This window comes from Deltaproteobacteria bacterium, from assembly GCA_016874775.1.
Classification (GTDB): domain Bacteria; phylum Desulfobacterota; class Binatia; order Bin18; family Bin18; genus VGTJ01.
This window is the reverse complement of the sequence record VGTJ01000094.1, coordinates 1-23506: the sequence shown is the minus strand read 5'-3', so window position 1 is coordinate 23506 and position 23506 is coordinate 1. Positions and strand designations below refer to the sequence as shown.

Here is a 23506-nt window from a genome sequence, read left to right as displayed (position 1 = left end):
TACTCTCGCTTGCGAAACGCCTCTTTGCTGGGGGGTATTCGTGTGAGCAAGTGATGGAAGCGTTGATGCCCGCCTGAGTCACTACCAGTGCACTACTTGGTTTCGCGTGAAACCTTCCAAGTCGTGTACCTGACCAAACCGGTGCGACAGTCGGAACTCTATGACAGTTTGATCCCACTCTTAGGCAACAAAAAAGAAGATGTCGCAGGAAAGAGGCCGAGTACTCTCTCTGTTGCTACTGCGACCCCACAGGAGCCGGAGGCTGCATTCCAACTGCATGTTCTGCTTGCTGAGGATAATATCGTCAATCAAGAAGTCGCGACCAATATGTTGGAGCTGCTTGGTTGCGAAGTCACGATTGCTAACAACGGACGCGAAGCATTACAGGCTCTCGGCCAGTCGGCATACGACGTGGTGCTGATGGATTGTCAGATGCCCGAAATGGATGGTTTCGCGGCGACGGCGGCACTTCGTCAGTCTGAAGAAGGAACCCTGCACCATACGACGATCATTGCTCTTACTGCCAACGCAATGGAAGGCGATCAACAACGCTGCCTCGCGGCAGGCATGGATGACTATTTGAGTAAGCCGTTTACGCAGGAGAAGCTGCAAATCGTACTGCGCCGGTGGGCAAAGAAAACGAAACCTGCGTTGGCTGCAACCCCAGCCCTACAAGCATCGGCGCAGGCCACCGCCCCGCGATTGGCGGCGTCATTCCCAATACTCGATGAATCGGCACTCGAAGAATTGCGCAAGCTGCAACGACCAGGGCAGCCGAATATCCTTCATAAATGTATCGCGACATACCTAGCCGATGCGGCGACGCTCTCGACGGCTCTCTGTGAAGCAATCACGCGAGGGGATAACGCGGCACTCCGAGCCACCGCCCATAGCTTGAAAAGTAGTAGTGCTATGGTCGGAGTGCGACGCTACTCCGAGTTATGCAAAGACCTGGAACAGATGGGAAGAGCACAAGCTGTGACGCAGGCACTCCCACTCTTGCCAACTGTGCAAGCCGTCTATGAGGATTCGTGTCGCGCACTGAGGGAAGTCTTGCAAGAGAAAACGACATCAGTGGCACCGACTCTGCGCGTGATTCCCGTCACGCGCTTCGAGGAGCATTTTGCTTCTACGCCAGACCGAACTCCCCAGAGTTCCGCTACACCGGCCATTCTTTTGGTCGAAGATAATCCAGTCAATCAGCAAGTTGCGCTCAGCATCCTTGAAAGTATTGGGTATCACGCCGACGTGGTCGAAAACGGTCGCCTTGCACTCGAAGCGCTCACTCGTAAATCCTACGCTCTCGTGCTGATGGATTGTCAGATGCCAGAAATGGATGGGTATACCGCAACGCGTACGATCCGGGCGCGTGAGTCCATCCCAACGGCAGCCGTAGGGAAACGACTACCTATCATTGCGTTGACTGCGAATACCCAGCCTGGGGATCGTGAACAATGCCTTGCGGCGGGAATGGATGACTTTTTAGGAAAACCATACAGCCAGGAAGAGCTTCAGGAAGCCATTCAACGTTGGCTTCCAGCTCAAGGGCCAATCAGTGATGCAGCATAACTACAGCGAAGAAGGATAGGGGGTATACACATGAACAAGGGGCTTATCGCTGGATTCATCGCTCTCGTAGGCACAGGAATGATTCTCCTCACTTCCTGTCAACCGCAGGAAAGTCACGCATACAAACCGGGACTGGGCGAAATCATGGGGTATCTGCAGATTCGCCACGCTAAACTCTGGTTTGCTGGCGATAAGGAAAATTGGCAGCTCGCAGACTACGGGCTCCATGAATTAGAGGAAGGGGTCGAAGACATTACCAAGCTTCATCCTACCCATGACAGGGTACCGATGCCGACCGAGAAAGCCGTGCAACAGTTTATGAACCTCCCGCTCCAACAGCTCCGCGACGCGATCACGCAGAAGAACAAAGCGACGTTCTCTGCTGCCTTTGAGAGTCTCACCGCATCGTGCAATGCCTGTCACATGCAGTCCAATGTCGCTTTTATCCGCGTGCAGCAGCCAGAGCTGCATCCGTATAGCAATCAAGATTTCGCGTATAAGCCGTAACCATGCGTTAACTCTCAGCGTTCAGCGGTCGGCCAGAAGCGCAGGAACGAAGAATTTCAAGAAAAGCTGACCGCGAAGAGCTGATCGCTGACCGCTTTTTACTTGATCGCCAACTCGACGCGACTGCCTTTCACTGCCTCCTTTTGGTCGGCAAAAATCGATTTGGGTTCGACCAAGAAGACGCGCCCCGTGTCGAGTTGAGCTGCTGCTAAGAGATACTCTCGGACAACAGCGGCACGATGCTTCGCCAGCTCGTGCAGGTCCTCGTCGGTCACCTCGATATGCGTGAACATGAGCGTTTCCATTTCTTCTTGTGGTAAGTCTTTCACCAAGCCAACCATATTACGTGGTTTTGGGAAGTCGGCTTTCTTATATGCCATCGTCAAGTATTTGAGGTATTCGTCCTGCTCAATTTTTACCTCATCTAATGAGGCCTCTTCTCCGGCTTTCTTTCCTTCATCATTCAGTTTCTGAGCTTTCAGTTGCCGCTCAAAACGATACAGTTTAAGGCCGTCGAGATCCTTGTCTTTTTCTACGTACCCGGAAACATCAAGACTCAATGACGGGCGGTCCGCCAAGGCGTCGCCGATCTTTTTCATCTTTTCCTGCGCAGGCTCGTCCAACATTGCGCGCCCGTAGGCAAACTCAATCTGATTCATTTCTTCACCGCCGCCACCTCTAAGTGCAGCACCGATCAAGGCGAATGGTGCTGTGGCGGCCTTGGCGATCAGGTTCGTGATGACCTGTACGAGGGTTCCCCAAACACTGAATTGTGGGTCGTCGAGGGAACCTGTGAGGGGGGCATCCAACTTGATCGTGCCGTTGCGATCTTTGAGCAGAGAGATGGCAAGCTTAACCGGTAGCCCAGTAGCGTCAGGACTGTTGACGGAATCACCAAAGGTGAATTGGTCGATGACGACTTTGTTCTCTGCTTTGAGTTGGCGATTCGCAATCAGATAGTGGAGATTGAGCGTGAGTTTGCCTTTCTCGATCGTGTAGCCCGCATACTTCCCAGAGTATGGTGTCATCGGATTGAGGTCGACATCTTTAAAATCGACCGACAGGTCAACAAACAAATCTTTACTGAACGGATTTACCTTGCCTGTAATGGTGAGCGGAGCAACGTTATCGAGATGGGCACGCAGGTCGACATCTGCAGGAGTGGTACTAGTAGAGAGAAGCTCTGATACCCGTCCACCAAGCTGAGTCAGTTTGGCGGAGTAATTCGGTTTGATGAAATGATCACTAAAATCGACGGTTCCGCCTTGCAGCGTGACTTTGGTGATTTTGATCGGTGTTGCGGTTGCGGATGGTTGTGACGCTGGCGTAGGTGAGGAAGGTGACGCCGGTGAAGAAGCGCTGGCAGCTTGTGGTGTCGTAGCTGATGGTGAGCTTGCGGGTTGGTCAACGGCGATACTTTGGACGTTGAGGGTGGTGTCGGGGTTGATGATGAGGCGCGAGTAGAAATCAGCGAGCGCGACCTCATTAATGTCCACACGTAGCGGGCTGGTGTTGAAGTTTATCCCAGTGACATAGAGTGACTTCCATTTGAGGAAATCCTCTGAGGTGGCTTTGTCGATAGTCGTAAGCTTGGTCACTGCGGCTTGTCCAGCGTAGGTTACTTGCAGGTTGTTGTCTTTATCCGACTGAAGGGAAAGGTTCCCTTCAGCAGACACTGCCCCACTGGTCAACGCGATCTTCAGTTTGTCGGCAAAGTAAGGGCGAAACGGTAAGATATCGATTCCTTTCGTATTCACCTTGAGTGTAGTAGAAAGTGGCGTGAGGCCGATCGGGCCATCGAGAGCGATGCTACCGGTCTTATTCAAGGTCAAACGGACAGCAGCCTTGAATTTATTGTTCTTGTCGGTCGAGAAATTTTCCACCGTGATGCTGAGCGGGGCTGCCAGAATTGAAACCGGTTGTGGTGGCACTCTATCATCGACCTGCACGGTATATTGGTCGAGGTTGATCTTTTTCACTTGTACGAGCCACGGTGTTGCGGCAGTCGCTTGCGGGACTGGTGGTGTTTGGGAACTTTTGACAGCCTTTTTTCCTTTGCGTACTGGAGGCGCTTTTTTCTCCGGAACGTGGGCTGCAGGGACAAGCGTCGCGAGACTCACAGTGCCATCGCTTTCGCGTCGGACTCGCACTGTTGCCTTCCCGGTAGTGACTTCATTTACAGTCACTAGCTGTTTCTCGACATCGAGAGCTGCATCCTTGATCGCGAAGGTCGGGATGTTAAGAAAGTCCTCTTTCTCTCCCTGCTTTCGTAGCCGCAGGGCATTCAGTGAGACTGCCAACCCGGTGAGAGTTGTTGTGGCATTGGCCTCTGCTCCTTTGCTATAGGAAAATTGTGTTGCTACATCGATTTTCCCGTCTTCGATATCAAACAAAATGTGCTTGGCATAATACGGCGAGTAGCGATTAATGAGCAGTTGCTGAGCAGAGACGGAACCCTCCGCCTTGAGGGGCTCCCGTACGATCGTTCCCGTCTGTTGAATGACTTCTCCTGCATCGCTTTTACACGACACTTCGACTGTGAGTGGTTTTGCCGCGTCTGTACTGACCTGACGGACAGTGATGTTGAGATCAGCAAGGGTCGTCTGAAACGGTCTTTCTTGTGTTTCATCCAGGAACGTGACTTTTCCTCCAGCGAGGCGGATTTCTGGGATTTCGATAATCGTGGGAGTCGCTTCTGGTGAGGGTTCCGGTGACTTCTCAGCTGCGACGATCGTGTCGGTTTTTGGCTGGTTGCTTGTCCCGTGTGGCAGCGGAGCTGCTTCTGTCTTCGGTTCCTCTGTTTTTTCCGACTCGACTGGTTGTTGCCCCGTCGTACTTTCTCCTTGTGACTCACTCACTGTTGCTATCTTGGTTTCCGCCTTCTGGTCGCCAACCAAGGTCGTCACATTGAGTACACCTGCTTTATCGAGTTGCAGATGGATTTCCGGTCCTTGCAGGAGGATCGTGCCAAGATTGACTTTACGGCCAAACACATCAAGTGACTCGACTGGTACATCTAGCAACGGCAACGTCACAATCGGATGCCCTTCAAGATCGGTCACTGCTAACTGATTGAGGCCGATCTTACCGTTAACGATCAACGCCGGCGTTTGTTCCTGTGGCTGGGTAAAGGACAATGCGAGCTTGGTACTGAGACTACCGGACGTGAGCTTAAAGCGGAGGTCGGCAGGGACGTACTCCAGGTACTTTGGCAGTTCAATGTTATTGATATTCACATCGAGTGCCGTCTCCCGCGAATCGCTGAACGGTTTACTGCGCCCTGTAAGGTTTATCGGTGTCCCGTTCACGTTCACCGAAAACGAGGGTTGGGTGTACACGTCAATGTCGTAGGGCAGATTCGACAGAAATGGCACACCAATGTTGAGATCGGCGACTGTATGTTGAGATTTTTTTGGTCGGTCGTCGAAATCGATCCGGCCATTTTCCAGGCGAATGTTATTGAAAGAGAAGCGGAGCGGCTCTGTTGCTGGTGGAGGTTCTGGTTGTGGTTCTGGCTTAGCTGTGAATTCTTCGAGCAGATCGGAAAAATTATATGACTGATCGTCATTGCGGACGATTGCAAGGTGAGGAGAGCGAAGCAAAATGTCGCGGACAATAGGACCGCGCTCCCATATTGAGGCCGCTTCAAGATCAAGGGCTAACTCCTCAAACGAAACAAATGGATCAGAACCATTGCGATCCTTTATGTTGAGTCCTTTCATTTGTAACGTGAGATGAAAGGGGTTAAAGCGTACTTCGTGGACAGTTGTCTGGCGATGCAACAGTTTGGTTGCTTGGGTCTCCACGACGTACTGCAAAATATAAGGTAACCCAAAGAAGCCGAAGAGTGTGAAGACCGCAAGTCCGATAAGGCTCCACAACAAGAACTTTTTCCAGAAACCAAGAGTCAGAACTCTTGAGAGGTTCATCATCCCTCACCCCCCAGTACGACAAATACATCACTACAGATTAGCTGAGTGATGAGGTCTACCCTAAACTGCGAAATGCGTCACGTCAAAGATAGTTTTCCGACCTGGCACTTGGTCAGGACGTACGCTATAAGCGCCGCAGACCAAAGAGGAGGAATCAGCAATGGCAGAAGCTCAACTGTTTGACATTATGTACTCGATGCGAGCGATGCGGCGACTCAAATCCGATCCGATTCCCGAAGCGACGCTCAAGAAAATTATTGAGGCTGGCATTCATGCGCCAAGTGGTGGCAATCTACAGGACTGGGCATTTGTTCTGGTACGTGACGCTGACGGCAAGCGTTTCATCCGCGATCGGTATTATGGCATGTGGCAAAAGCTAGCTGCAGATCGCCCAATGCCTGCAGATCTTCCGCCCGCGCGGATGCGTATGTATCAGGCCGCTGCTCATTTAGCCGAACATTTGCACGAAGTCCCGGTGATCTTACTTGCGTGCGCACGTCAAGATTATCCACCGTTTGCGAAGTTTGGCTACGAACGAGCCAGTGTCGCCACGGTACATGGATCAATCTATCCAGCAGTGCAGAACATCATGTTAGCTTGTCGGGCACTCGGTGTGGGAACTGTCATCACCACCATTCACTGTTGCTTTGAAGAAGAGCTAAAGCAGAAACTGGGTATCCCAGCAGAAATGGAAGTCAGCGCGTTGCTGCCGCTTGGATATCCACAAGGGAATTTCGGTCCAACCAAACGGCAGTCGGTCGAGGCCGTGATTCATTGGGATCGCTGGGCAAAGAAAACAGCTTGAAGGTCTTGGTCGGTGTGAGGGCGAGCGACGTACGATATCTCGCACGTCGCTACGATTTCCCCACGACCTCTTGCCACGTCAAGCCAAAGCGTGCGAGGTATTTGTGTAGACGATCGGTATCGTTGGCACTACGTCGCCTTGCCATGCTCGTAGCAAAGAGCTTGCGCCCGACATCAGCAAGATTTTTCGAGGTACGACAGACTTTGATGACTTCCGTCAGTTTTAGTTGATCGAATAAAATTGACGAATCACAAGGTGAAGGAGGTGGGCAGATTCTGCGTACTTCCCTTGCCCTTGCTATTCTGACTAAACAGCCAGTGCGTATCGAACATATCCGTGCCAAACGCGCAAAACCAGGACTTCTGCGTCAGCATCTTACCGCTATGAGGTTAAGGCTTCGTGGCCCCAATGGAATCCAGATAACCATTACTGTACGATTTACGTTTCAGGAAAGAAACGTTATCCTTGCTAGCTGAAGCTCGTTAGGAGTATATCATGCCTAAGAGTGAGGTAGGGCAAGTGAAAAGAGATGGTGATCTGGACTGATTACTTTAAGTACCGAGCACGGCTACGGGGATTTGATCTCACCATTATTGAGCAAATTGTGAGATTCTCCGAAGAGAGATATTTTGATACGGCAACGCAACGTAGTGTAGCTATTGGACGACATGGAAATCATACAATACTGGTGCCATACGATCAGGAAGATGATACTCTAACGCCGGTCACCGTTCACGTCACAACAAGACAGCAGGTGGACTTTCGGTTACGGACAGGAAGGTTCAGACCATGAAGCAGCCAAAGTTAGCATACTTCGAGCAGGAAGATATTCTCCATCTCGCCATTTCTGATGAGGCAGAAGCAAACAGTATCGAAGTGAGCCCCAACATCACGGCAGAGCTCAATGAAAAAGGCGAATTGATCGGCATAGAAATTCTCAACGCCAGTGCTTTTGTGAGAGATGCGATTATGGAAGGCGTACAAGCAAAAGTCTTGAATCTCGTCTCTGTCAGGGAATAGCCTTTGATCGTATTCTATTTCTCTGCCACCAACACCGCGATCGGATAGGCAAATCGGATCTTACCGTTTTCTCGGCGCGCATCGACGCCTAAGCCGTCATCATCGAGCGATTCCATAAGCATCTGTCGTAATTTGTCAGCGTCACCAGAATTGGGAAACGAACGCTGCAGTGCGTCGTCAAGATCAGATTCGACTTTGTAGGAGGTCTTGCGCGGTGCGGGTAGTTCGACCCATTTGAAGAGTAGTTCGAACTCTACCAGTGCTAATGCGCGGGTGTGAGAAGGATCGCGGAGCTTCTCAGCACGGTTGTAGGCGGCAGCCTTGGCTGGATCGGGAGATATCGCGGCATCGATGACCACGACTTTTCCACCTGGTTTACAGACACGCTTCATCTCCGTCAGAACACCTTCTGGGTCCATGAAATGATGAAACGCATAACGAGAAGTGACAATTGAAAACGACGCATCGGGATATGGCAGTGGCTGTACCGTGCCAACTTGCCAGGTGATATTCATCAGACCTTTTTGTTGTTGGAGTCCACGTGCGTGGTCGATCATGGCCGGAACTATATCGATGCCGGTCACGTGTCGGACATGTGGAGCAAAGGCACAGACAATCAAGCCAGGACCACACGCTACATCAAGAACCGTGTCGTCTGCTGTCACACCGGTGAAGTCTACGACCAGCTTGAGCGCCTCTTCGTCTTTGATGCCTGGTGCGGTCGCGAACGGCACTACTTGTTTGCTGAATTGATCGAGAATCAGGTCTTGGTGGGTGGGCATGGCCTCCTCCCTTTCAGAACGGGCGACCACATAGGGTCGCCCCTACAATACCCCTCGCCCTGTCTCTCTCATAAGGGTAGGTTTCTTATCCAAGCCACAATTGGCGCGGATTTCCCGTCGTGAGGGTCCGCCTGTTCGTCATGCCCGCGCAGGCGGGCATCCAGGAGCTTCACCCCTGAACGATTGCGTATTCTCCCTGGATTCCCGCATTCGCGGGAATGACGGCTCGTCTTTTCTCAGCGTAACAGCCTACCCCTAAAAGGTAGGCTGTTACGCTCCATTAGGGAGAGGGCACCTACAGCCAAAGGATTCTAGTTATTGCTGCTGCAGCTTATCGCGCACGAGCTTGCCCATCTCGGTACAGCTCACTAAGCGACATTCCGGTTGTGCGATGTCGCCAGTGCGATAGCCAGCCGCGAGCACATCATCAACGGCCTTCTCAATCGCTTGCGCAGCTTTCTCTTGATCAAACGATAGACGCAGCATTAACGCAGTTGAGAGAATCATCGCCAGGGGATTTGCTTTATTTTGCCCGGCAATGTCCGGTGCAGTACCGTGAATCGGCTCGTAGAGCCCTTTCTTGCCTTCACCTAATGAAGCTGATGGCAATAGTCCCATCGAACCGGCCAGCATCGAGGCTTCATCCGTAAGAATGTCACCAAACATGTTCTCTGCTGCAATCACGTCAAAATCCTTCGGGCGACGGATTAAGTGCATCGACATGGCATCCACAAGAACATCTTCGTACTGCACGTCTGGATATTCTTTGGCAACTTCATGCGCGACTTCACGCCACATCCGCGAGGTCGCCATGATGTTAGCTTTATCAACCGAAGTCAGTTTCTTACGGCGCTTACGCGCGAGTTCAAATGACGCACGCATGAGACGGGCAACCTCACCTTCGGTGTAGAAGATCGTATCAACGGCTTCACGTCCGGCAGGGCCCGTGCGACGCTCACTCGGTTTGCCATAGTACACACCGCCAGTGAGTTCGCGTACGACGATGAGATCAACCCCATCCAATACTTCTGGTTTGAGGGTAGATGAATTAATCAGATGACGATTCAACTGGATCGGTCGCAGGTTCGCATAGAGGCTCAGTTCTTTGCGCAAGCCGAGAATAGCTTGTTCCGGTCGGACGGTTGATTTCGGATCATCCCACTTTGGTCCACCAACCGCCCCCAGCAGCACAGCCTCGCTTTCTTTAGCAACACGCAACGCAGAGTCGGTTAGTGCCACACCATGCGCATCAATCGAACAACCACCTGCTAAGGCTTTTTCGCAGTTGAAACTGAGACCAAACTTTTGCTCGACAATTTTGAGCGCTTGCAGCGCTTCTTCCATTACTTCAGTGCCAATGCCGTCACCGGCAAAGACCGCTATTTTATGTGCCATTCCTTGCTCCCTTGTCATTGATCGGATAGGCGGGCGGTGCCCACCCTACTAGACTTGCGGGCAAGACGCCCGCGCTCCCATGCTCTAGACTCCTAGACTCCTAGACTCCTAGACTCCCAGACTCCTAGCCTGTCTTCACGGTCCTTCCCGATGCAGCCCCGCCTGATGACCATAGCGATCACGATGGGCAAGTTTGTTGAGTGCATTCACGTATGCCAGTGCGCTCGCCATAATGATGTCAGTATGTGAGCCTTGACCGTTGACCGAGGCGCCATTCTCACGCAGCAGGCACGTCACTTCACCTTGAGCATCAGTTCCACCAGTAATCGACTTCACTGAATACCGTTCCAGTTTCGGCTCAAATCCTGCGATCTTGGCAATCGCCTTGTAACATGCATCGACCATGCCGTCACCGGATGCGCTATCGACAAACTCTTGCTCTTCAACTTTCATCTTCACTGTCGCATGCGGCACGGCCATGCTTGAGGATGTCACATTGAGATACACTAACTCGTACTTCTCAGCTCCACGCACGGCTTCTTCAGTCACGATAGCAATGAGGTCTTCGTCATACACGTTCTTCTTCTTATCCGCTAACGTCTTGAAGCGCTCAAAGGCTTTGTTCATATCAACACCGGTGTAGTCGATGCCAAGATGTTTAAGGCGATCGATAAATGCATGGCGCCCTGAGTGCTTCCCTAAGACCAGCTTGTTGCTGTCGAGACCCACATCTTGCGGCCTCATGATCTCGTAGGTGAGTTTGTACTTGAGGACTCCATCTTGGTGAATACCGGCTTCATGCGCAAAGGCATTGGCACCCACGATAGGCTTGTTCTGCGGTACCGCTAAGCCGGTGACCTGAGCAAGCGTTTGACTCGCAGGCGCGATGTGCTCAGAGATGACATTGGTTTTGACGTTTGCGAACACATCTTCACGGGTGCGCAATGCCATGACCACTTCTTCCATCGACGTGTTGCCGGCACGTTCACCAATACCGTTGATTGTGCATTCAACTTGACGGGCGCCGTTCTGGATTGCCGCAAGCGAGTTGGCAACTGCGAGGCCCAGATCATTGTGACAATGCGCACTCCAGGTGACTTTATTGGCGCCAGGGGTTTTCTCGCGCAGATACTTGAAGAGTTCGCCGTACTGCTGCGGAATGGCATACCCGACCGTATCCGGAGCATTGATAGTCACGGCTCCAACCTTGATGGCTTCACCAAAGAGCTGCACGAGATAGTCGCGGTCGGAACGTGACGCATCTTCTGCGGAGAATTCGATGTAGTCGAGGTACTTTTTGGCAAAGCTAATAGCCCACACGGTTGCATCGAGCGCCTCTTGGCGGCTCATCATCAGCTTATGTTTGAGATGAATATCGGAGGTGGCGATAAAGATATGGATGCCGGGACGCTTGGCTTTTTCGACGGCTTTGATCGCGCGGGTGACATCGAGTTCTTTGGTACGCGCCAGACTCAAAACGATTGGGGTCGTGACCAGTTCAGCAACGCGTTTTACCGACTCGAAATCACCGTCCGAAGAGGCGGCAAACCCGGCCTCGATGACATCGACTTTCAGGTTTTCCAGTTGCCGGGCGATCATGACCTTCTCTTCGATATTCATCGTCGCACCGGGAGACTGCTCACCGTCTCTCAAGGTCGTATCAAATATTTTGACAACTTCCCGTTCCATACAGTTCCTCCTTACAAGCTCACACAACAAAAAAGGGCTGCGAGTTTACCCGCAGCCCTTCAAAGCAAGAGGCCACGGGGGTTGGTTATCCCGCCCGTGGCCTCCGAGATTCACATGCGTTTTATGCACTCCTCTCGGACTCCCCAGGCGGGGTCGTAAGCAGCAGGGCCAGCAGTAGGCCGAGCAGTCCTAACAAGAGTCCAAGAGAGAGAATTGACATGCTTGGTACCTATAGACGACTTTTCTCGCTACTGTCAAGGCCTTGAGGGAAGGGTGGGGTCAAATATTCTTCTTCGGGAGGGGGACCTTCCGTCACTTGCGGTTTGGTTCTTCCTCTGCCAATGAGAAAACGAACTGGCCCGGAGAGCGCGTACAGTGAGCAGATGGTGAACAGCATAATTTGTGGCGCAGCAATGGTCATCTGTATGACGACTATCGCTGCGATGAGAATCCAAAATGGCTGCCGGTGGCGTAGTTTCAAGCCTTTAAAGCTATAATACGGTAACGTGCTCACCATAAGTGCAGCCAATGCGTAGACAAGTAACAGGAGGGTCAGGTGTTTATTGGTTGCACCCTCGCCTCCGAGGAAATAGTACATTTGAATCGTTACTGCGACGACTGCTGCGGCCGCTGGTATAGGTAAGCCGACAAAGTTGTTCTTGTCGACTATTTCGACCTGGACGTTGAAGCGGGCGAGTCGTAATGCCCCACATGTCACATATAGTGCTGCTGCCAGCCAGCCCCACGCTCCCCACGGTTCCAAGGCCCAACGATACGCGAGTACCCCTGGCGCGACGCCGAAAGCGATAAGGTCGGAGAGCGAATCATACTGCACGCCAAACGAACTCGACGTGTGGGTCAAACGTGCGATGCGACCATCTAACGCGTCGAACACCATTGCGACGAGGACCGCAATCGCAGCAATGAGGTAATCTTCACGAAGGGTGGCAATAATTGCATAGAAGCCACAGAAGAGTCCGCCTGTGGTGAACAAATTGGGCAGAATATACACCCCTTTGCGTAAAGGAGGGGAAATGCTGCGACGCTCTTTTTCAACTTTGGGTGGCGTGGGAAGGGCTCGAATCTTCGGCCGTGGTGCATTCATGCTGAAGTCTTCTTTTCTTTCATGCAACGGTTACAGTGAGTATCGCCTGCCGAGGTGCTACACATATTCGGCGACGATGGTCTCGCCAGCTTTCACAACTTGACCCACTTGAATCTTGATCTGCGCGTCCACCGGACAGTACAGATCAACCCGAGAACCGAGCATAATTATACCATATCGCTCACCCTGGCGGACACGCTCACCGCCTTTGAGTGAACAGACAATCCGACGGGCAAGAATGCCGGCAACCTGAACAAAGACAACACGCCGACCTTGAGCATCTTGCACGGTCACGCCGTTTTGCTCATTGACTTGTGTCGCATCTTCAGCAAACGCCGGGCGAAATTTCCCCGCTTGATACTGTACGCTTTCCACCACCCCGGATACCGGCAGACGATTGACGTGGACATTCAGCGGCGACATGAAAATACCGATGCGAGTGGCAGGGGAGGTGAGCCAACGCTCGTTCGCTACATTCTGTTCTATCGTGACCACTCGACCATCAGCGGGAGCGACGAGATAACGATCGTCGTCTGGTGCGAATCGTTCTGGGTCACGAAAAAAGTATGCGACAAAGAAGGTGAGGACAAGAAAAATCAGTCCTAGCGTAGGGAAACCAAGGAGATTGGAAACCAGGCACAGAATGCCGAGAGCGAAGATGCGAGGGTATCCCTCACGGGCGAAATGCATTGTGATGAGGCTAGCGGCTGGAGACTTGAGGCTTGGTGGGGCTGGGTGAATAGTCTCTAGTACCGTGTCTCATAACTTCGTGAGCAGTTGTAGGGCGTGCGAAGCGCGCCAACTCACTGGCGTGTGGCACGCGCCCTACGATTTCACCACGCATGAACTTGCGAGACACGGTACTAGCTTCCAGCCCCTAGCCCCTAGTTTTTCGTCTTATCAACCAGTTTGTTACGTTGCAGCCACGGCATCATGCCACGCAGCTCTGCGCCGACTTTTTCTGCTGGATGATTCGCGCCTTCTGTGCGCAACTTGAGGAAGTTGGGTAACCCCGCACGATATTCATTGATCCACTCATCGGCAAACTTACCAGCTTGAATATCTGCCAGGATTTTCTTCATCTCTATGCGGGTCTGCTCGCCAACAATCCGTTTCCCGCGTGTCATGTCGCCATACTCAGCCGTGTTGCTGATCGAATAGCGCATATTGGAGATGCCACCTTCGTAGACGAGATCCACGATCAATTTCATTTCATGAATACATTCGAAATAGGCCATTTCTGGTGCATAGCCTGCTTCGACCAGCGTCTCAAACCCGGCACGCATCAGTTCGGTCAAGCCACCGCACAACACTGATTGTTCACCAAAAAGATCGGTCTCAGTTTCCTCGCGGAAATTGGTTTCGAGAATTGCAGCGCGCCCTCCACCAATTGCCGAAGCCCAGGCCAGGGCAATCTGCTTACTGTTCCCAGACGGGTCTTGGGCGACTGCAATCAAACAAGGGACACCTTGGCCTTTTTCAAATTCGCTGCGTACCAAATGTCCTGGTCCTTTAGGGGCGACCATGAACACGTTAACGTCTGCAGGTGGCACAATCTTTTTGAAGTGAATATTGAAGCCATGTGCGCAGGCCAGATATTTACCGGCTTTCATATGCGGGCGAATATCTGCTTCATACATACCACTCGCTGCTTCATCAGGCGTGAGAATCATGATGATGTCAGATTCAGCAGCCGCAGCCGCGACATCCTGAACGAGAAAGCCGGCATTTTCAGCCTTTGGCCATGAGCTACTGCCTTTTTTCAGCGCAATGCGCACATCCATGCCGCTGTCACGTAAGTTCAACGCATGGGCATGCCCCTGGCTTCCATAACCCACGATGGCGACCTTCTTCCCCTTCAGCAGAGAAAGGTTCGCGTCTTTATCGTAATAAATGTTCATGCTCATGAGGCCTTCTCCTTCTTTTTCTTTCCGGTTAATTCAACAACCTCGCCGCGGCTAGAATCCATCAACGCTTGTCCACCGCGATGCATGGCAACTTTCCCGGTACGGACAATCTCTTTAATCCCGAGCGGTCTCAGCAAGTTGAGAAATGCGGCAATTTTTTCTTCGGCGCCGGTAATCTCAATAATGTATGAACGTGGGTCAACATCAATGACTTTCGCGCGAAAGATGTTCACAATGTTCAACACTTCAGCTCGCGTGCGCTCGTCGATGGCGACTTTTATCAACGCCATCTCGCGTTCGACGGATGGGGAGTCTTGGAAATCGATAACCTTGATGACACAGATTAACTTGTTGAGCTGTTTGGTAATCTGCTCAACGATCTGATCGTCGCCGCTGGTGACGAGGGTAATACGCGAGAGAGAAGGGTCAAGCGTTCGCGCAACTGAGAGGCTTTCGATGTTGAATCCGCGCCCGCTGAAAAGGCCGACGACACGGGCGAGGACCCCAAATTCATTCTCGACGAGAATAGAGATCGTGTGATCCATGGCTACTCATGGAGGGTACAAGGTGAACCGCTGCCTTAACGGGCAGAGAGGTACTCTCACCGTCACACGACCCCCACCTCGAACAAGTAGACACCTCAGAATTGGAGGGAGACGATCGTCTTTTAGGCTGCGGGTTGCCGGTGGCGAGACAGGATCTCCATCATCCTGTCTTTGCCGGCAAGCTTTTGTTTCTGGATGCGTTTCAGTTCTATTTCTTCTTCTTCCGTCAAAAAGTGTTGATGTTTCAGTTCTTCAGAGCGTCGCTTCAATTCCAGATGTTCCTGGTAATGAGTTCGCAGCTCAGGATCGGTTTCCATCAGTGAGCGGATGAGTTGCTCTTCGTGACTTTCCATAACACCTCCCTGACAGAAGAAAAGCGTTCAGACTGTAAATACCCTACCGCAACTTGTCAACGTCCGCAAATAGACTTTCTTCCCTCCCAGCCTCTTTTTAATGATGTGCCTGGGCGGCCTGGGCTTGTTTCGCTTCTTGCACAATCTTGTCGGTCAAATGCGGCGGCAGAATTTCATAGTGAGAAAATTCCATATGAAACGTACCTCGACCACTCGTCATCGAGCGCAAGTCTGGTGCATAGGTCAACATCTCGGCCATTGGTACGGCAGCCTTGATGATTTGATTGTGCCCTTTTGCATCGACATTCAGCAGTCGCCCGCGTCGTCGGTTGATGTCGCCAGTGATGTCACCGACGTGTTCTTCTGGGACGACGATTTCGACTGTCATGATCGGTTCAAGCATTGCGGGCTTGGCCTTTTCGACGGCATGCTGGAAACCAAGTGATCCAGCAATCTGGAATGCCAGATCCGACGAGTCTACGTCGTGGTAGGAGCCATCGTACAATGCGACCCGCACATCGACTATCGGGTATCCAGCCAGGAACCCTTTCTCAAGCGCAGCGCGTATGCCTTTCTCGACCGATGGAATGTACTGGCGCGGAATAGCGCCGCCCTTGATTTCATCGACGAATTCAAACCCTTTGCCACGTGGCAGTGGTTCGATGCGAATCCAGGTATCGCCAAATTGTCCACGTCCGCCGCTTTGTTTCTTGAGGCGTCCCTGGGCATCTGCCTTACCGGTAATGGTTTCGCGATACGGCACTTTGGGAGCTTTGAGGTCGACTTCGACACCGAATTTGCGTTTGAGCTTTTCGACGGTAACTTCGACGTGAAGTTGGCCAGCACCAGATAAGAGGATATCGTTGTTTTGCGGATCGCGTCCGACTTTGAGAGCCATGTCCTCGTCTGTGAGTTTGTGCAGTGAGGTCATGATTTTCTCTTCATCGCCACGCGACTTCAGGCCGAGAGCAAAAGAAATCGCCGGCTCAAAGTCGACCAATGGGGCTAATACCACCGGTGCTTTTTCATCACACAGTGTGTCTCCTGTGTGAGTATCTTTCAGTTTGGCGACCGCGATAACATCGCCAGCCATAGCGGCTGCTACTGGCGTCTGTTTTTTGCCGTCGAGATGAAATAAATGGCCAAGGCGTTCTTTGCCTTCGCGTGTCGAATTGAGAACAACCGAGTCTCCATCTATCTTTCCAGAGCACACCACGAATATAGACAAACGCCCGGTAGGCGAATCCACGGTTTTGAACACGCGGGCCATAAACGGCGCTGTAGGATCAGGTTTTCGTTCGACAGCTTCGTGCGTTTTAGGATTGGTGCCTTGCACCGCAGGGCGATCGGCGGGAGAGGGCAAGTAATCAATAACGGCATCGAGCAAGGGTTGGATGCTCGCGCATCGTGAGCCCGATCCACACAGAACGGGGAAGAGTTTGGCCGAGACCACAGCGTCCCGCAATGCTTGCTTCAATTCAGCGGAGGAGATTTCGCCACCTTCTAGGTAGCGGGCCAATAAATCATCATTGGTCTCAGCAACGGCTTCAACCAGTTTCTCGCGATATTCATCAGCTTCACCTTGCACGTCCGCAGGAATTGCCTCTTCTTTGACTGCACCGTTGTCGCCTTCGAAGATGAGTGCCTTCATACTCAGCAGGTCAACGACGCCACGGAAATTTGCTTGTGCGCCAATTGGTACTTGAATCGCCACGAGCTTTGCTTCTAGTGTCTTGCTCATTCCGTCGAGGACTTTTTGTAGAGAGCCTTCTTCACGGTCCATGCGAGAAATGAAGACAAGGCGTGGGAGTTTCAGTTCGTCTGCCCAGCCCCACAACCGTTCACTTTCAACTTTAAGGTTGCCAGAAGGAACTCCGAGGAAAATTGCGCCGCCCATCGCTTCCATTGCGTGACGCGTATCGGACAGGAAGTTTGCATATCCAGGAGGGTCTACCAACATAAGGTCGTGGCGTTTCCACGACAGAGTGTGAAATGCAGTTGATAACGTAATCTTGCGGCGGGTTTCTTCAGGTTCGAAGTCGAAGACCGAGCTTCCCTCTTCAACACGGCCCATACGGGTCGTTGCTCCAGCCGCGAACAACAGCGCTTCCCCAAGCGTCGTCTTACCTGCTCCGCCCTCAGCTAAGATACCCACGGTTCTCATGCGGCGGATGTCGTCAACAGCCATAGTTCCCTCCTCTTATAGCCGTCAGCTTTCAGCAATCAGCTTTCAGCTTAAGACTCCACCATTATTGTAGTTGCGTCTTTTTGGCTGATCGCTGATCGCTGACCGCTATCAGCTTTTTATTGATTTCGTTCGTACAATATCCGTAATCCTTCCAGCGTCAAAAACTCATCCACTTCTTCAATCGTTGCAGATTCAGACGCGATCAACTGCGCAAAGCCACCAGTCGCGATGACGCGGGCTTTCACTTTATGTTCTTTTTGAATTCGTTCAACCATCCCGTCCACGAGTGCGGTGTACCCAAAGAATATTCCTGACTGAATTGCGTGCACGGTATTCCGTCCCACGGCATGCGGCGGTTTGACCATTTCGACACGATAGAGTTTGGCTGTCTTGTGAAACAAGGCATCAAGCGAAATGCCCACACCAGGCACGATCGCGCCGCCCAGATACTCGCCAGCCTTGGTGACGTAATCGAAGGTGGTTGCTGTACCGAAATCGACGACGATCGTCACGTCATGATACCGATCATACGCTGCTACCGCGTTGACGATGCGGTCGGCACCAACCTCACGTGGGTTGTCATACAAAATCGGCATCCCCGTCTTGATGCCTGGCCCAACCATCAGTGGCGACAGGCGAAAATACTTACGGGCAAGTTCTTCCATGACGTTGTTCATGGGAGGGACAACACTCGATACGACGATTCCCTGTACAGTTGAAAAGACTAAGTCAGAAGCAGAAAACAAACTACGCAGCAGAACGCCATACTCATCTGCGGTGCGTTCGGCCTCAGTGAGGAGCCGCCAGTGATGGGACAGTTTCTTCCCCTGATACAGTCCAATCACTGTATGTGTATTGCCAACGTCAACGACGAGGATCATGCGTTTCTCCACGATCGTATCCGCCAATTACACTAACATCTCCGGCTAATAGCCGGTGGACAACTCCATCGGTCTCGCTCTGCACCAGTAATGCTCCATCATTGTCGAGCCCGAGCGCAGTTCCTGTAACCGTGCCTTCAGGTGCGGCAACCGCGATCCGCTTCCCTAATACCTCGGATGCGTACTGCTCCCACGGCATCCGTAGTGCAGCGAATCCCTGTTCTATCCATAGAACATAGTACTTCTCAAGATGGGTCAGCAGACTGGCGGTAAAGGTGCTGCGCTCAATGGTCCTCCCGCTGACCAAAAGGAGGGAGGAGGCTTTACCGTGCAGTTCTTCTGGAAAGGCTGAGAGCGGTGCATTGATATTGACACCAATGCCGAGAATGACCGCGCGCAATGCGCCTGCCTCAGTTTGCATCTCAGCCAAAATGCCGCAAACCTTCTTGCCGTTGACCAGCACATCATTGGGCCACTTAATGACAGGACGAAGCTGGCAAACGTCGGCAATCGCATTGGCTACGGCAACAGCCGTAAGCAGATTCAATTGGGGGGCGACGCCAGCGGAAACCGATGGGCGTAAAATCACCGAGAGATAGAGATTGACCCCTGGCGGGGAGACCCAACTGCGTCCCAGCCGTCCTTTCCCGCCACTCTGCGCATCGGCGATAACAATCGTCCCTTCTGTTGCGCCTTCGCGGGCGAGTCGAGCCGCATAGATATTAGTCGAATCGATGGTCGGAAAAAAATGAAAGGGATGGCCGATAGTCTTCGTTTGCAGTCGGGTCCGCAAGGCAGTGGCAAAATCTCGTGCAGCAGGACCACTCATACGCCTTCGACTCTGCCTCCTAAGCTTTGGACTTTGGACCTTGGACATTGGCCGTTGAGCTTTCGACCGTGACAGACATGCTCAAATCTACCGCCGATACGGAGTGGGTCAATGCACCCACGGAAATAAAGTCGACACCGGTTTCAGCGACTTCCCGAACACGATCGAGACTCATGTTTCCAGACGCTTCCAAAAGTGCTCGACCATTCACTAATCGTACCGCATCAGCCATCAGCGTCGTCGACATATTGTCGAGCAGAATGATGTCTGCTCGGGCATCGATGGCTTCTTGCACTTCCGTCAGATTCGTACACTCCACCTCAATGCGTAACAGCGACGAGGCGTTCTCCCGCGCACGTCGCACAGCGGCACCGACACCACCACACACCGCAATATGGTTGTCCTTGATCAAAATACCGTCATCCAGGCCCATCCGATGATTGGTGCCACCACCTTGCGTGACGGCATATTTATCGAGAAGACGGAAGCCAGCCAGAGTTTTGCGTGTATCGATGATCTTACATTTGGTGCCGGCGATAGCATCGACGAACTTGCGTGTCAGTGTCGCCACACCAGACATATGCTGCAGAAAGTTGAGCATGGTCCGCTCAGCGATCAGCAGAGCTGCGGCGTTGCCTTGCATTTCTGCGACGACATGCCCTTTCTTCACTGCCGTGCCCTCGTTGACCAACCCTCGCAACTCAGCCGCTGGATCAACAAGCGCAAGGATGCGCTGCGCCAGCGGTAGCCCAGCAACCGTGAGGTCAGCTTTGGCGTTGATATTGCCATACGCACGACGGTCTGGTGGGATCGTCGCTTGTGTAGTCACATCCCCACGGCCCAGATCTTCTTCTAAAGCCATGGAGATGAGACGAGAAATGGCGGGGTGGTCAAACACGAGCATAAAGTGTCCTGGTTAAGCGCGTAATACGTAAAGCGTCAAACGTAAAGAAAACCTCAAATTTCCCTTTTACGTTTTACGTATTACGCGTTACGTCTGTATCTGCCGCAATCGTTCCAAATTCTTTTCCAACGTTACGCGTTTCTCTTCCAGTTGTGTAGCGCGTTCGCGTTGCTCCTCAACCACTTCTTCAGGCGCGCGTTCGATAAATTTCGTATCGCCAAGTTTGCGTTGCACATTGGCAAGGTCACTGGTCACTTTGGCAATTTCTTTTTCAATACGTTTACTTTCTTCTTGCAGATTCACCAGCCCAGCCAACGGTATGTGAATCTCCGCGCCGTCGATCACTGCCAATGCCGCTCCACGTGGTCGCTCGCCATCTTTCTGATAACGAATCTCACCCGTACGGGCGAGGCGACGAATGTATGCTTCATTTTGCCGCAGTTCGGCTTCGACACTCTCCGTACTCGGGAAGATACTCACAGCCAGCTCTTGCCCTGGCGGTAAGTTCATCTCAGAGCGAATGTTCCGGACTGCGCGAATCGTATCCATTAACACCGTCATCCGCCGTTCAGCATCTTCATCAATCAACGCAGCATCAACTTTCGGATACGGCTGTACCATGATGCTGTCATTGGCACGATCAGGATGTAACGCATGCCAAATCTCTTCACTGATGTACGGCATCAATGGATGCAACAACCGCAGTGCAGCATCAAGCACCGTCGCGAGTGTGTGTTTCGCCTGCGCTTGGGCTTTGGCATCGCCGCTATCTAACGCGATCTTACTGAGTTCGAGGTACCAATCACAGAACTCATGCCAGATGAATTGATAGAGCCCTGCGGCAACCTCGTTGAAACGATACTCGTCTAACGCTTGACGCACCTCGCCAATTGCTCGTTGCAATCGCGATAGAATCCAACGGTCGGCAAGACTAAAAGCTTGGGGCTTGAGACTTGGGGCTTGGGGCTTGTTTTCTGCCTCTGGACTTTGGACTTCGTTCATGAGAACGAAGCGCGCGGCATTCCACACCTTGTTAGCAAAGTTACGATAACCAGTGATACGATCCGCCGAAAGGCGAATATCGCGACCCATCGCCGAAAGCGCTGTGAGCGTAAACCGCATCGCGTCAGTGCCGTAGGTTGACATCAATTCGAGTGGATCAACGACGTTACCTTTCGACTTCGACATCTTCTGCCCACTGGCGTCACGCACCAGAGCATGAATGTAAATGTGACGGAACGGCACATCGCCCATGAATTTCAGGCCCAACATCATCATACGCGCGACCCAGAAGAAGATGATGTCGAACCCCGTCACTAACACTGAGGTCGGATAGAAGGTTTTGAGATCTTGCGTCTGGTCCGGCCAGCCAAGGGTGGAAAATGGCCACAAGCCGGAACTGAACCACGTATCAAGCACGTCGGTTTCTTGCGTCAGTTTCGTCGATTTGCACTTCGGACAACTGGTGACATCTTCACGCGAGACGGTCATCTCATTGCAGTCATCGCAATACCACGCAGGAATACGATGTCCCCACCACAACTGACGCGAGATACACCAATCGCGGATATTCTCCATCCACGCGAAATAGGTCTTCTCCCAATGGGTCGGGAAAAACTGCGCGCGGCCATCTTTCACCGCCGCAATCGCCACCTCGGCCAGCGGTTTGATCTTGACGAACCATTGGTTCGACAAGAACGGCTCGACCACCGTCTGACAACGATAGCAGTGGCCGAGCATGATTTTGTACGGCTCGGTTTTGACCAATACACCAGCTTGCTGCAGGTCCTCAACAACTTGCTTGCGGCACTCATAGCGGTCCATGCCAACATACGGACCAGCTTCGCTGGTCATCTTCGCTTTTTCGTCAAGGATAGAAATCGACGGCAAGTTATGCGTTCTGCCGATGTCGAAGTCAGTGAAGTCATGCGCTGGTGTCACTTTCAGTGCGCCAGTACCGAATTCTTTATCGACATGCTCGTCGGCAATGACCGGAATTTCGCGTCCAAGAATAGGGAGCGTCAGGGTTATGCCAATCCAATCGCGATAGCGCTGGTCTTCGGGATGGACCGCAACTGCGGTGTCGCCGAGCATGGTTTCCGGGCGGGTCGTAGCGATCGTTACCGATCCTGCACCATCAGTCCGTGGATAGGACAGATGATAGAGATGCCCTTCACTCTCCTTCGGTTCGACTTCCAAATCAGAGAGTGCCGTCTCGCAACGTGGGCACCAATTGATCAGATAGCGACCACGATAAATAAGACCTTCCTCATAGAGGCGAACAAAAACCTCACGCACAGCGCGTGATAATCCTGCATCCATGGTGAAACGCTCGCGCGACCAATCGCACGATGCGCCAAGGACTTTGAGTTGATTAACGATCTGTCCACCGGATTCTGCTTTCCAGTTCCACGTACGTTCGATGAACTTCTCACGCCCAAGCGCCCAACGATCGGTTCCTTCTTGTAGTAGGAGGCGCTCGACGACATTCTGTGTGGCAATCCCGGCATGGTCCGTCCCTGGGACCCACAGGACTTGGAACCCATCCATACGTTTGTAACGCGCGAGAATATCTTGCAGCGTATTATTGAGCGCATGGCCCATATGCAGCAGGCCAGTGACATTGGGCGGAGGAATCACCATCGAGAAAGGCTGGCCCGTCGCGTTCCGTTCTGGACGAAAATAGCCGCGATCGATCCAGGCCTGCGCCCAGCGTTTCTCCACCAAACTAGGGTCATAGGTTTTATCAAGTGCCATAAGCAAATGAGAAAGGGGTTCTACCCCGATGCGTTAAGGCAGAACCCCCTTTCCTCCAAGCGTTATGCGAAAGGGGGGACTTGAACCCCCATGGGTGTTACCCCACAGGAACCTGAATCCTGCGCGTCTGCCAGTTCCGCCACTTTCGCAAGTGAGGCGCTACTTAACCAACAGTCCTTTTTGCTGTCAATCCCGGAGATTAGATTTGTAGCAGGACTTACGCTTGAGGACCACAAGTATCATTTTAGGGATATGATTACCAAGAAGCAGTACGTCGAATATTTGGTGAGCACGCCGAAGAATTGCACCTGTACGTATCTGGCCGAGCATTTGGAAGA

At 52.3% G+C, this 23506-nt stretch carries 20 protein-coding genes and 1 tRNA gene; 6 read left to right on the top strand and 15 right to left on the bottom strand.

Annotated elements, in window-relative coordinates:
* The first annotated feature begins 87 nt into the window (after nt 1-87).
* Nucleotides 88-1569 (top strand): response regulator, encoded by a 1482-nt coding sequence (locus FJ147_16275; GenBank protein ID MBM4257437.1) that lies wholly within the window; start codon nt 88-90, stop codon nt 1567-1569.
* A gap of 30 nt (nt 1570-1599) precedes the next feature.
* Nucleotides 1600-2076, top strand: a complete 477-nt coding sequence (locus FJ147_16270; GenBank protein ID MBM4257436.1) for a hypothetical protein — start codon at nt 1600-1602, stop codon at nt 2074-2076.
* Between the two features lie 98 nt (nt 2077-2174).
* On the opposite strand, the gene FJ147_16265 is transcribed toward FJ147_16270, so the two are convergent.
* Nucleotides 2175-6008, bottom strand: coding sequence for a DUF748 domain-containing protein (locus tag FJ147_16265; protein ID MBM4257435.1), 3834 nt, complete (start codon nt 6006-6008; stop codon nt 2175-2177).
* 160 nt (nt 6009-6168) lie between these two features.
* Here FJ147_16265 and FJ147_16260 point away from each other — a divergent pair, with 160 nt between their 5' ends.
* From FJ147_16260 to FJ147_16245, 4 genes are all read left to right on the top strand, one after another.
* Nucleotides 6169-6813, top strand: coding sequence for a nitroreductase family protein (locus FJ147_16260; GenBank protein MBM4257434.1), 645 nt, complete (start codon nt 6169-6171; stop codon nt 6811-6813).
* Between the two features lie 239 nt (nt 6814-7052).
* The gene (locus tag FJ147_16255) at nt 7053-7289 is read left to right on the top strand and encodes a hypothetical protein (GenBank protein ID MBM4257433.1); all 237 of its coding nucleotides are present in this window, start codon (nt 7053-7055) and stop codon (nt 7287-7289) included.
* A 53-nt stretch (nt 7290-7342) separates the two neighbouring features.
* A complete protein-coding gene (locus tag FJ147_16250) occupies nt 7343-7606 on the top strand; it encodes a hypothetical protein (GenBank protein ID MBM4257432.1) in 264 nt (87 codons plus the stop codon).
* A complete protein-coding gene (locus FJ147_16245) occupies nt 7603-7833 on the top strand; it encodes a DUF2283 domain-containing protein (protein ID MBM4257431.1) in 231 nt (76 codons plus the stop codon). The genes FJ147_16250 and FJ147_16245 overlap by 4 nt, the downstream gene beginning before the upstream one ends.
* A 14-nt stretch (nt 7834-7847) precedes the next feature.
* Here the strand turns inward: FJ147_16245 and FJ147_16240 are convergent, their stop codons facing one another.
* From FJ147_16240 to FJ147_16175, 14 genes are all read right to left on the bottom strand, one after another.
* The gene (locus FJ147_16240; protein MBM4257430.1) at nt 7848-8615 is read right to left on the bottom strand and encodes a class I SAM-dependent methyltransferase; all 768 of its coding nucleotides are present in this window, start codon (nt 8613-8615) and stop codon (nt 7848-7850) included.
* A gap of 315 nt (nt 8616-8930) precedes the next feature.
* Complete coding sequence (gene leuB / locus FJ147_16235) at nt 8931-10010, bottom strand: 3-isopropylmalate dehydrogenase (GenBank protein MBM4257429.1); 1080 nt, start codon at nt 10008-10010, stop codon at nt 8931-8933.
* A gap of 135 nt (nt 10011-10145) precedes the next feature.
* On the bottom strand, nt 10146-11699 hold the full coding sequence (locus FJ147_16230; protein MBM4257428.1) for a 2-isopropylmalate synthase: 1554 nt from the start codon (nt 11697-11699) through the stop codon (nt 10146-10148).
* A gap of 229 nt (nt 11700-11928) precedes the next feature.
* Nucleotides 11929-12804: a CDP-diacylglycerol--serine O-phosphatidyltransferase gene (pssA, locus tag FJ147_16225; GenBank protein MBM4257427.1), complete on the bottom strand. Its 876-nt coding sequence runs from the start codon at nt 12802-12804 to the stop codon at nt 11929-11931.
* Between the two features lie 57 nt (nt 12805-12861).
* Nucleotides 12862-13494: a phosphatidylserine decarboxylase family protein gene (locus FJ147_16220; protein ID MBM4257426.1), complete on the bottom strand. Its 633-nt coding sequence runs from the start codon at nt 13492-13494 to the stop codon at nt 12862-12864.
* Nucleotides 13495-13688: 194 nt separating this feature from the next.
* Nucleotides 13689-14705, bottom strand: coding sequence for a ketol-acid reductoisomerase (gene ilvC / locus FJ147_16215; GenBank protein MBM4257425.1), 1017 nt, complete (start codon nt 14703-14705; stop codon nt 13689-13691).
* A 2-nt stretch (nt 14706-14707) separates the two neighbouring features.
* Nucleotides 14708-15256, bottom strand: a complete 549-nt coding sequence (gene ilvN, locus FJ147_16210; protein ID MBM4257424.1) for an acetolactate synthase small subunit — start codon at nt 15254-15256, stop codon at nt 14708-14710.
* 122 nt (nt 15257-15378) lie between these two features.
* Nucleotides 15379-15609, bottom strand: a complete 231-nt coding sequence (locus tag FJ147_16205) for a DUF465 domain-containing protein (GenBank protein MBM4257423.1) — start codon at nt 15607-15609, stop codon at nt 15379-15381.
* Nucleotides 15610-15706: 97 nt separating this feature from the next.
* The gene (gene fusA / locus FJ147_16200) at nt 15707-17797 is read right to left on the bottom strand and encodes an elongation factor G (protein ID MBM4257422.1); all 2091 of its coding nucleotides are present in this window, start codon (nt 17795-17797) and stop codon (nt 15707-15709) included.
* A 116-nt stretch (nt 17798-17913) separates the two neighbouring features.
* Complete coding sequence (locus FJ147_16195) at nt 17914-18678, bottom strand: type III pantothenate kinase (protein MBM4257421.1); 765 nt, start codon at nt 18676-18678, stop codon at nt 17914-17916.
* Nucleotides 18662-19555, bottom strand: a complete 894-nt coding sequence (locus FJ147_16190) for a biotin--[acetyl-CoA-carboxylase] ligase (protein ID MBM4257420.1) — start codon at nt 19553-19555, stop codon at nt 18662-18664. The genes FJ147_16195 and FJ147_16190 overlap by 17 nt, the downstream gene beginning before the upstream one ends.
* Nucleotides 19527-20411 (bottom strand): carboxylating nicotinate-nucleotide diphosphorylase, encoded by an 885-nt coding sequence (gene nadC, locus FJ147_16185; GenBank protein ID MBM4257419.1) that lies wholly within the window; start codon nt 20409-20411, stop codon nt 19527-19529. The genes FJ147_16190 and nadC overlap by 29 nt, the downstream gene beginning before the upstream one ends.
* Nucleotides 20412-20498: 87 nt before the next feature.
* On the bottom strand, nt 20499-23168 hold the full coding sequence (locus tag FJ147_16180; GenBank protein ID MBM4257418.1) for a valine--tRNA ligase: 2670 nt from the start codon (nt 23166-23168) through the stop codon (nt 20499-20501).
* Nucleotides 23169-23233: 65 nt separating this feature from the next.
* Nucleotides 23234-23317: transfer RNA gene (locus tag FJ147_16175), tRNA-Leu, on the bottom strand.
* Between the last annotated feature and the right edge of the window lie 189 nt (nt 23318-23506).

Coding starts and splice junctions, on each gene's coding strand:
- FJ147_16195 (MBM4257421.1), bottom strand. CDS start 18,678: ATGATCCTCGTCGTTGACGTTGGCAATACACATACAGTGATTGGACTG.
- FJ147_16180 (MBM4257418.1), bottom strand. CDS start 23,168: ATGGCACTTGATAAAACCTATGACCCTAGTTTGGTGGAGAAACGCTGG.
- FJ147_16250 (MBM4257432.1), top strand. CDS start 7,343: ATGGTGATCTGGACTGATTACTTTAAGTACCGAGCACGGCTACGGGGA.
- fusA (MBM4257422.1), bottom strand. CDS start 17,797: ATGGCTGTTGACGACATCCGCCGCATGAGAACCGTGGGTATCTTAGCT.
- FJ147_16245 (MBM4257431.1), top strand. CDS start 7,603: ATGAAGCAGCCAAAGTTAGCATACTTCGAGCAGGAAGATATTCTCCAT.
- ilvN (MBM4257424.1), bottom strand. CDS start 15,256: ATGGATCACACGATCTCTATTCTCGTCGAGAATGAATTTGGGGTCCTC.
- leuB (MBM4257429.1), bottom strand. CDS start 10,010: ATGGCACATAAAATAGCGGTCTTTGCCGGTGACGGCATTGGCACTGAA.
- FJ147_16220 (MBM4257426.1), bottom strand. CDS start 13,494: ATGCATTTCGCCCGTGAGGGATACCCTCGCATCTTCGCTCTCGGCATT.
- FJ147_16265 (MBM4257435.1), bottom strand. CDS start 6,008: ATGATGAACCTCTCAAGAGTTCTGACTCTTGGTTTCTGGAAAAAGTTC.
- FJ147_16230 (MBM4257428.1), bottom strand. CDS start 11,699: ATGGAACGGGAAGTTGTCAAAATATTTGATACGACCTTGAGAGACGGT.
- pssA (MBM4257427.1), bottom strand. CDS start 12,804: ATGAATGCACCACGGCCGAAGATTCGAGCCCTTCCCACGCCACCCAAA.
- FJ147_16260 (MBM4257434.1), top strand. CDS start 6,169: ATGGCAGAAGCTCAACTGTTTGACATTATGTACTCGATGCGAGCGATG.
- ilvC (MBM4257425.1), bottom strand. CDS start 14,705: ATGAACATTTATTACGATAAAGACGCGAACCTTTCTCTGCTGAAGGGG.
- FJ147_16190 (MBM4257420.1), bottom strand. CDS start 19,555: ATGTCCAAGGTCCAAAGTCCAAAGCTTAGGAGGCAGAGTCGAAGGCGT.
- FJ147_16240 (MBM4257430.1), bottom strand. CDS start 8,615: ATGCCCACCCACCAAGACCTGATTCTCGATCAATTCAGCAAACAAGTA.
- FJ147_16270 (MBM4257436.1), top strand. CDS start 1,600: ATGAACAAGGGGCTTATCGCTGGATTCATCGCTCTCGTAGGCACAGGA.
- FJ147_16205 (MBM4257423.1), bottom strand. CDS start 15,609: ATGGAAAGTCACGAAGAGCAACTCATCCGCTCACTGATGGAAACCGAT.
- nadC (MBM4257419.1), bottom strand. CDS start 20,411: ATGCTCGTGTTTGACCACCCCGCCATTTCTCGTCTCATCTCCATGGCT.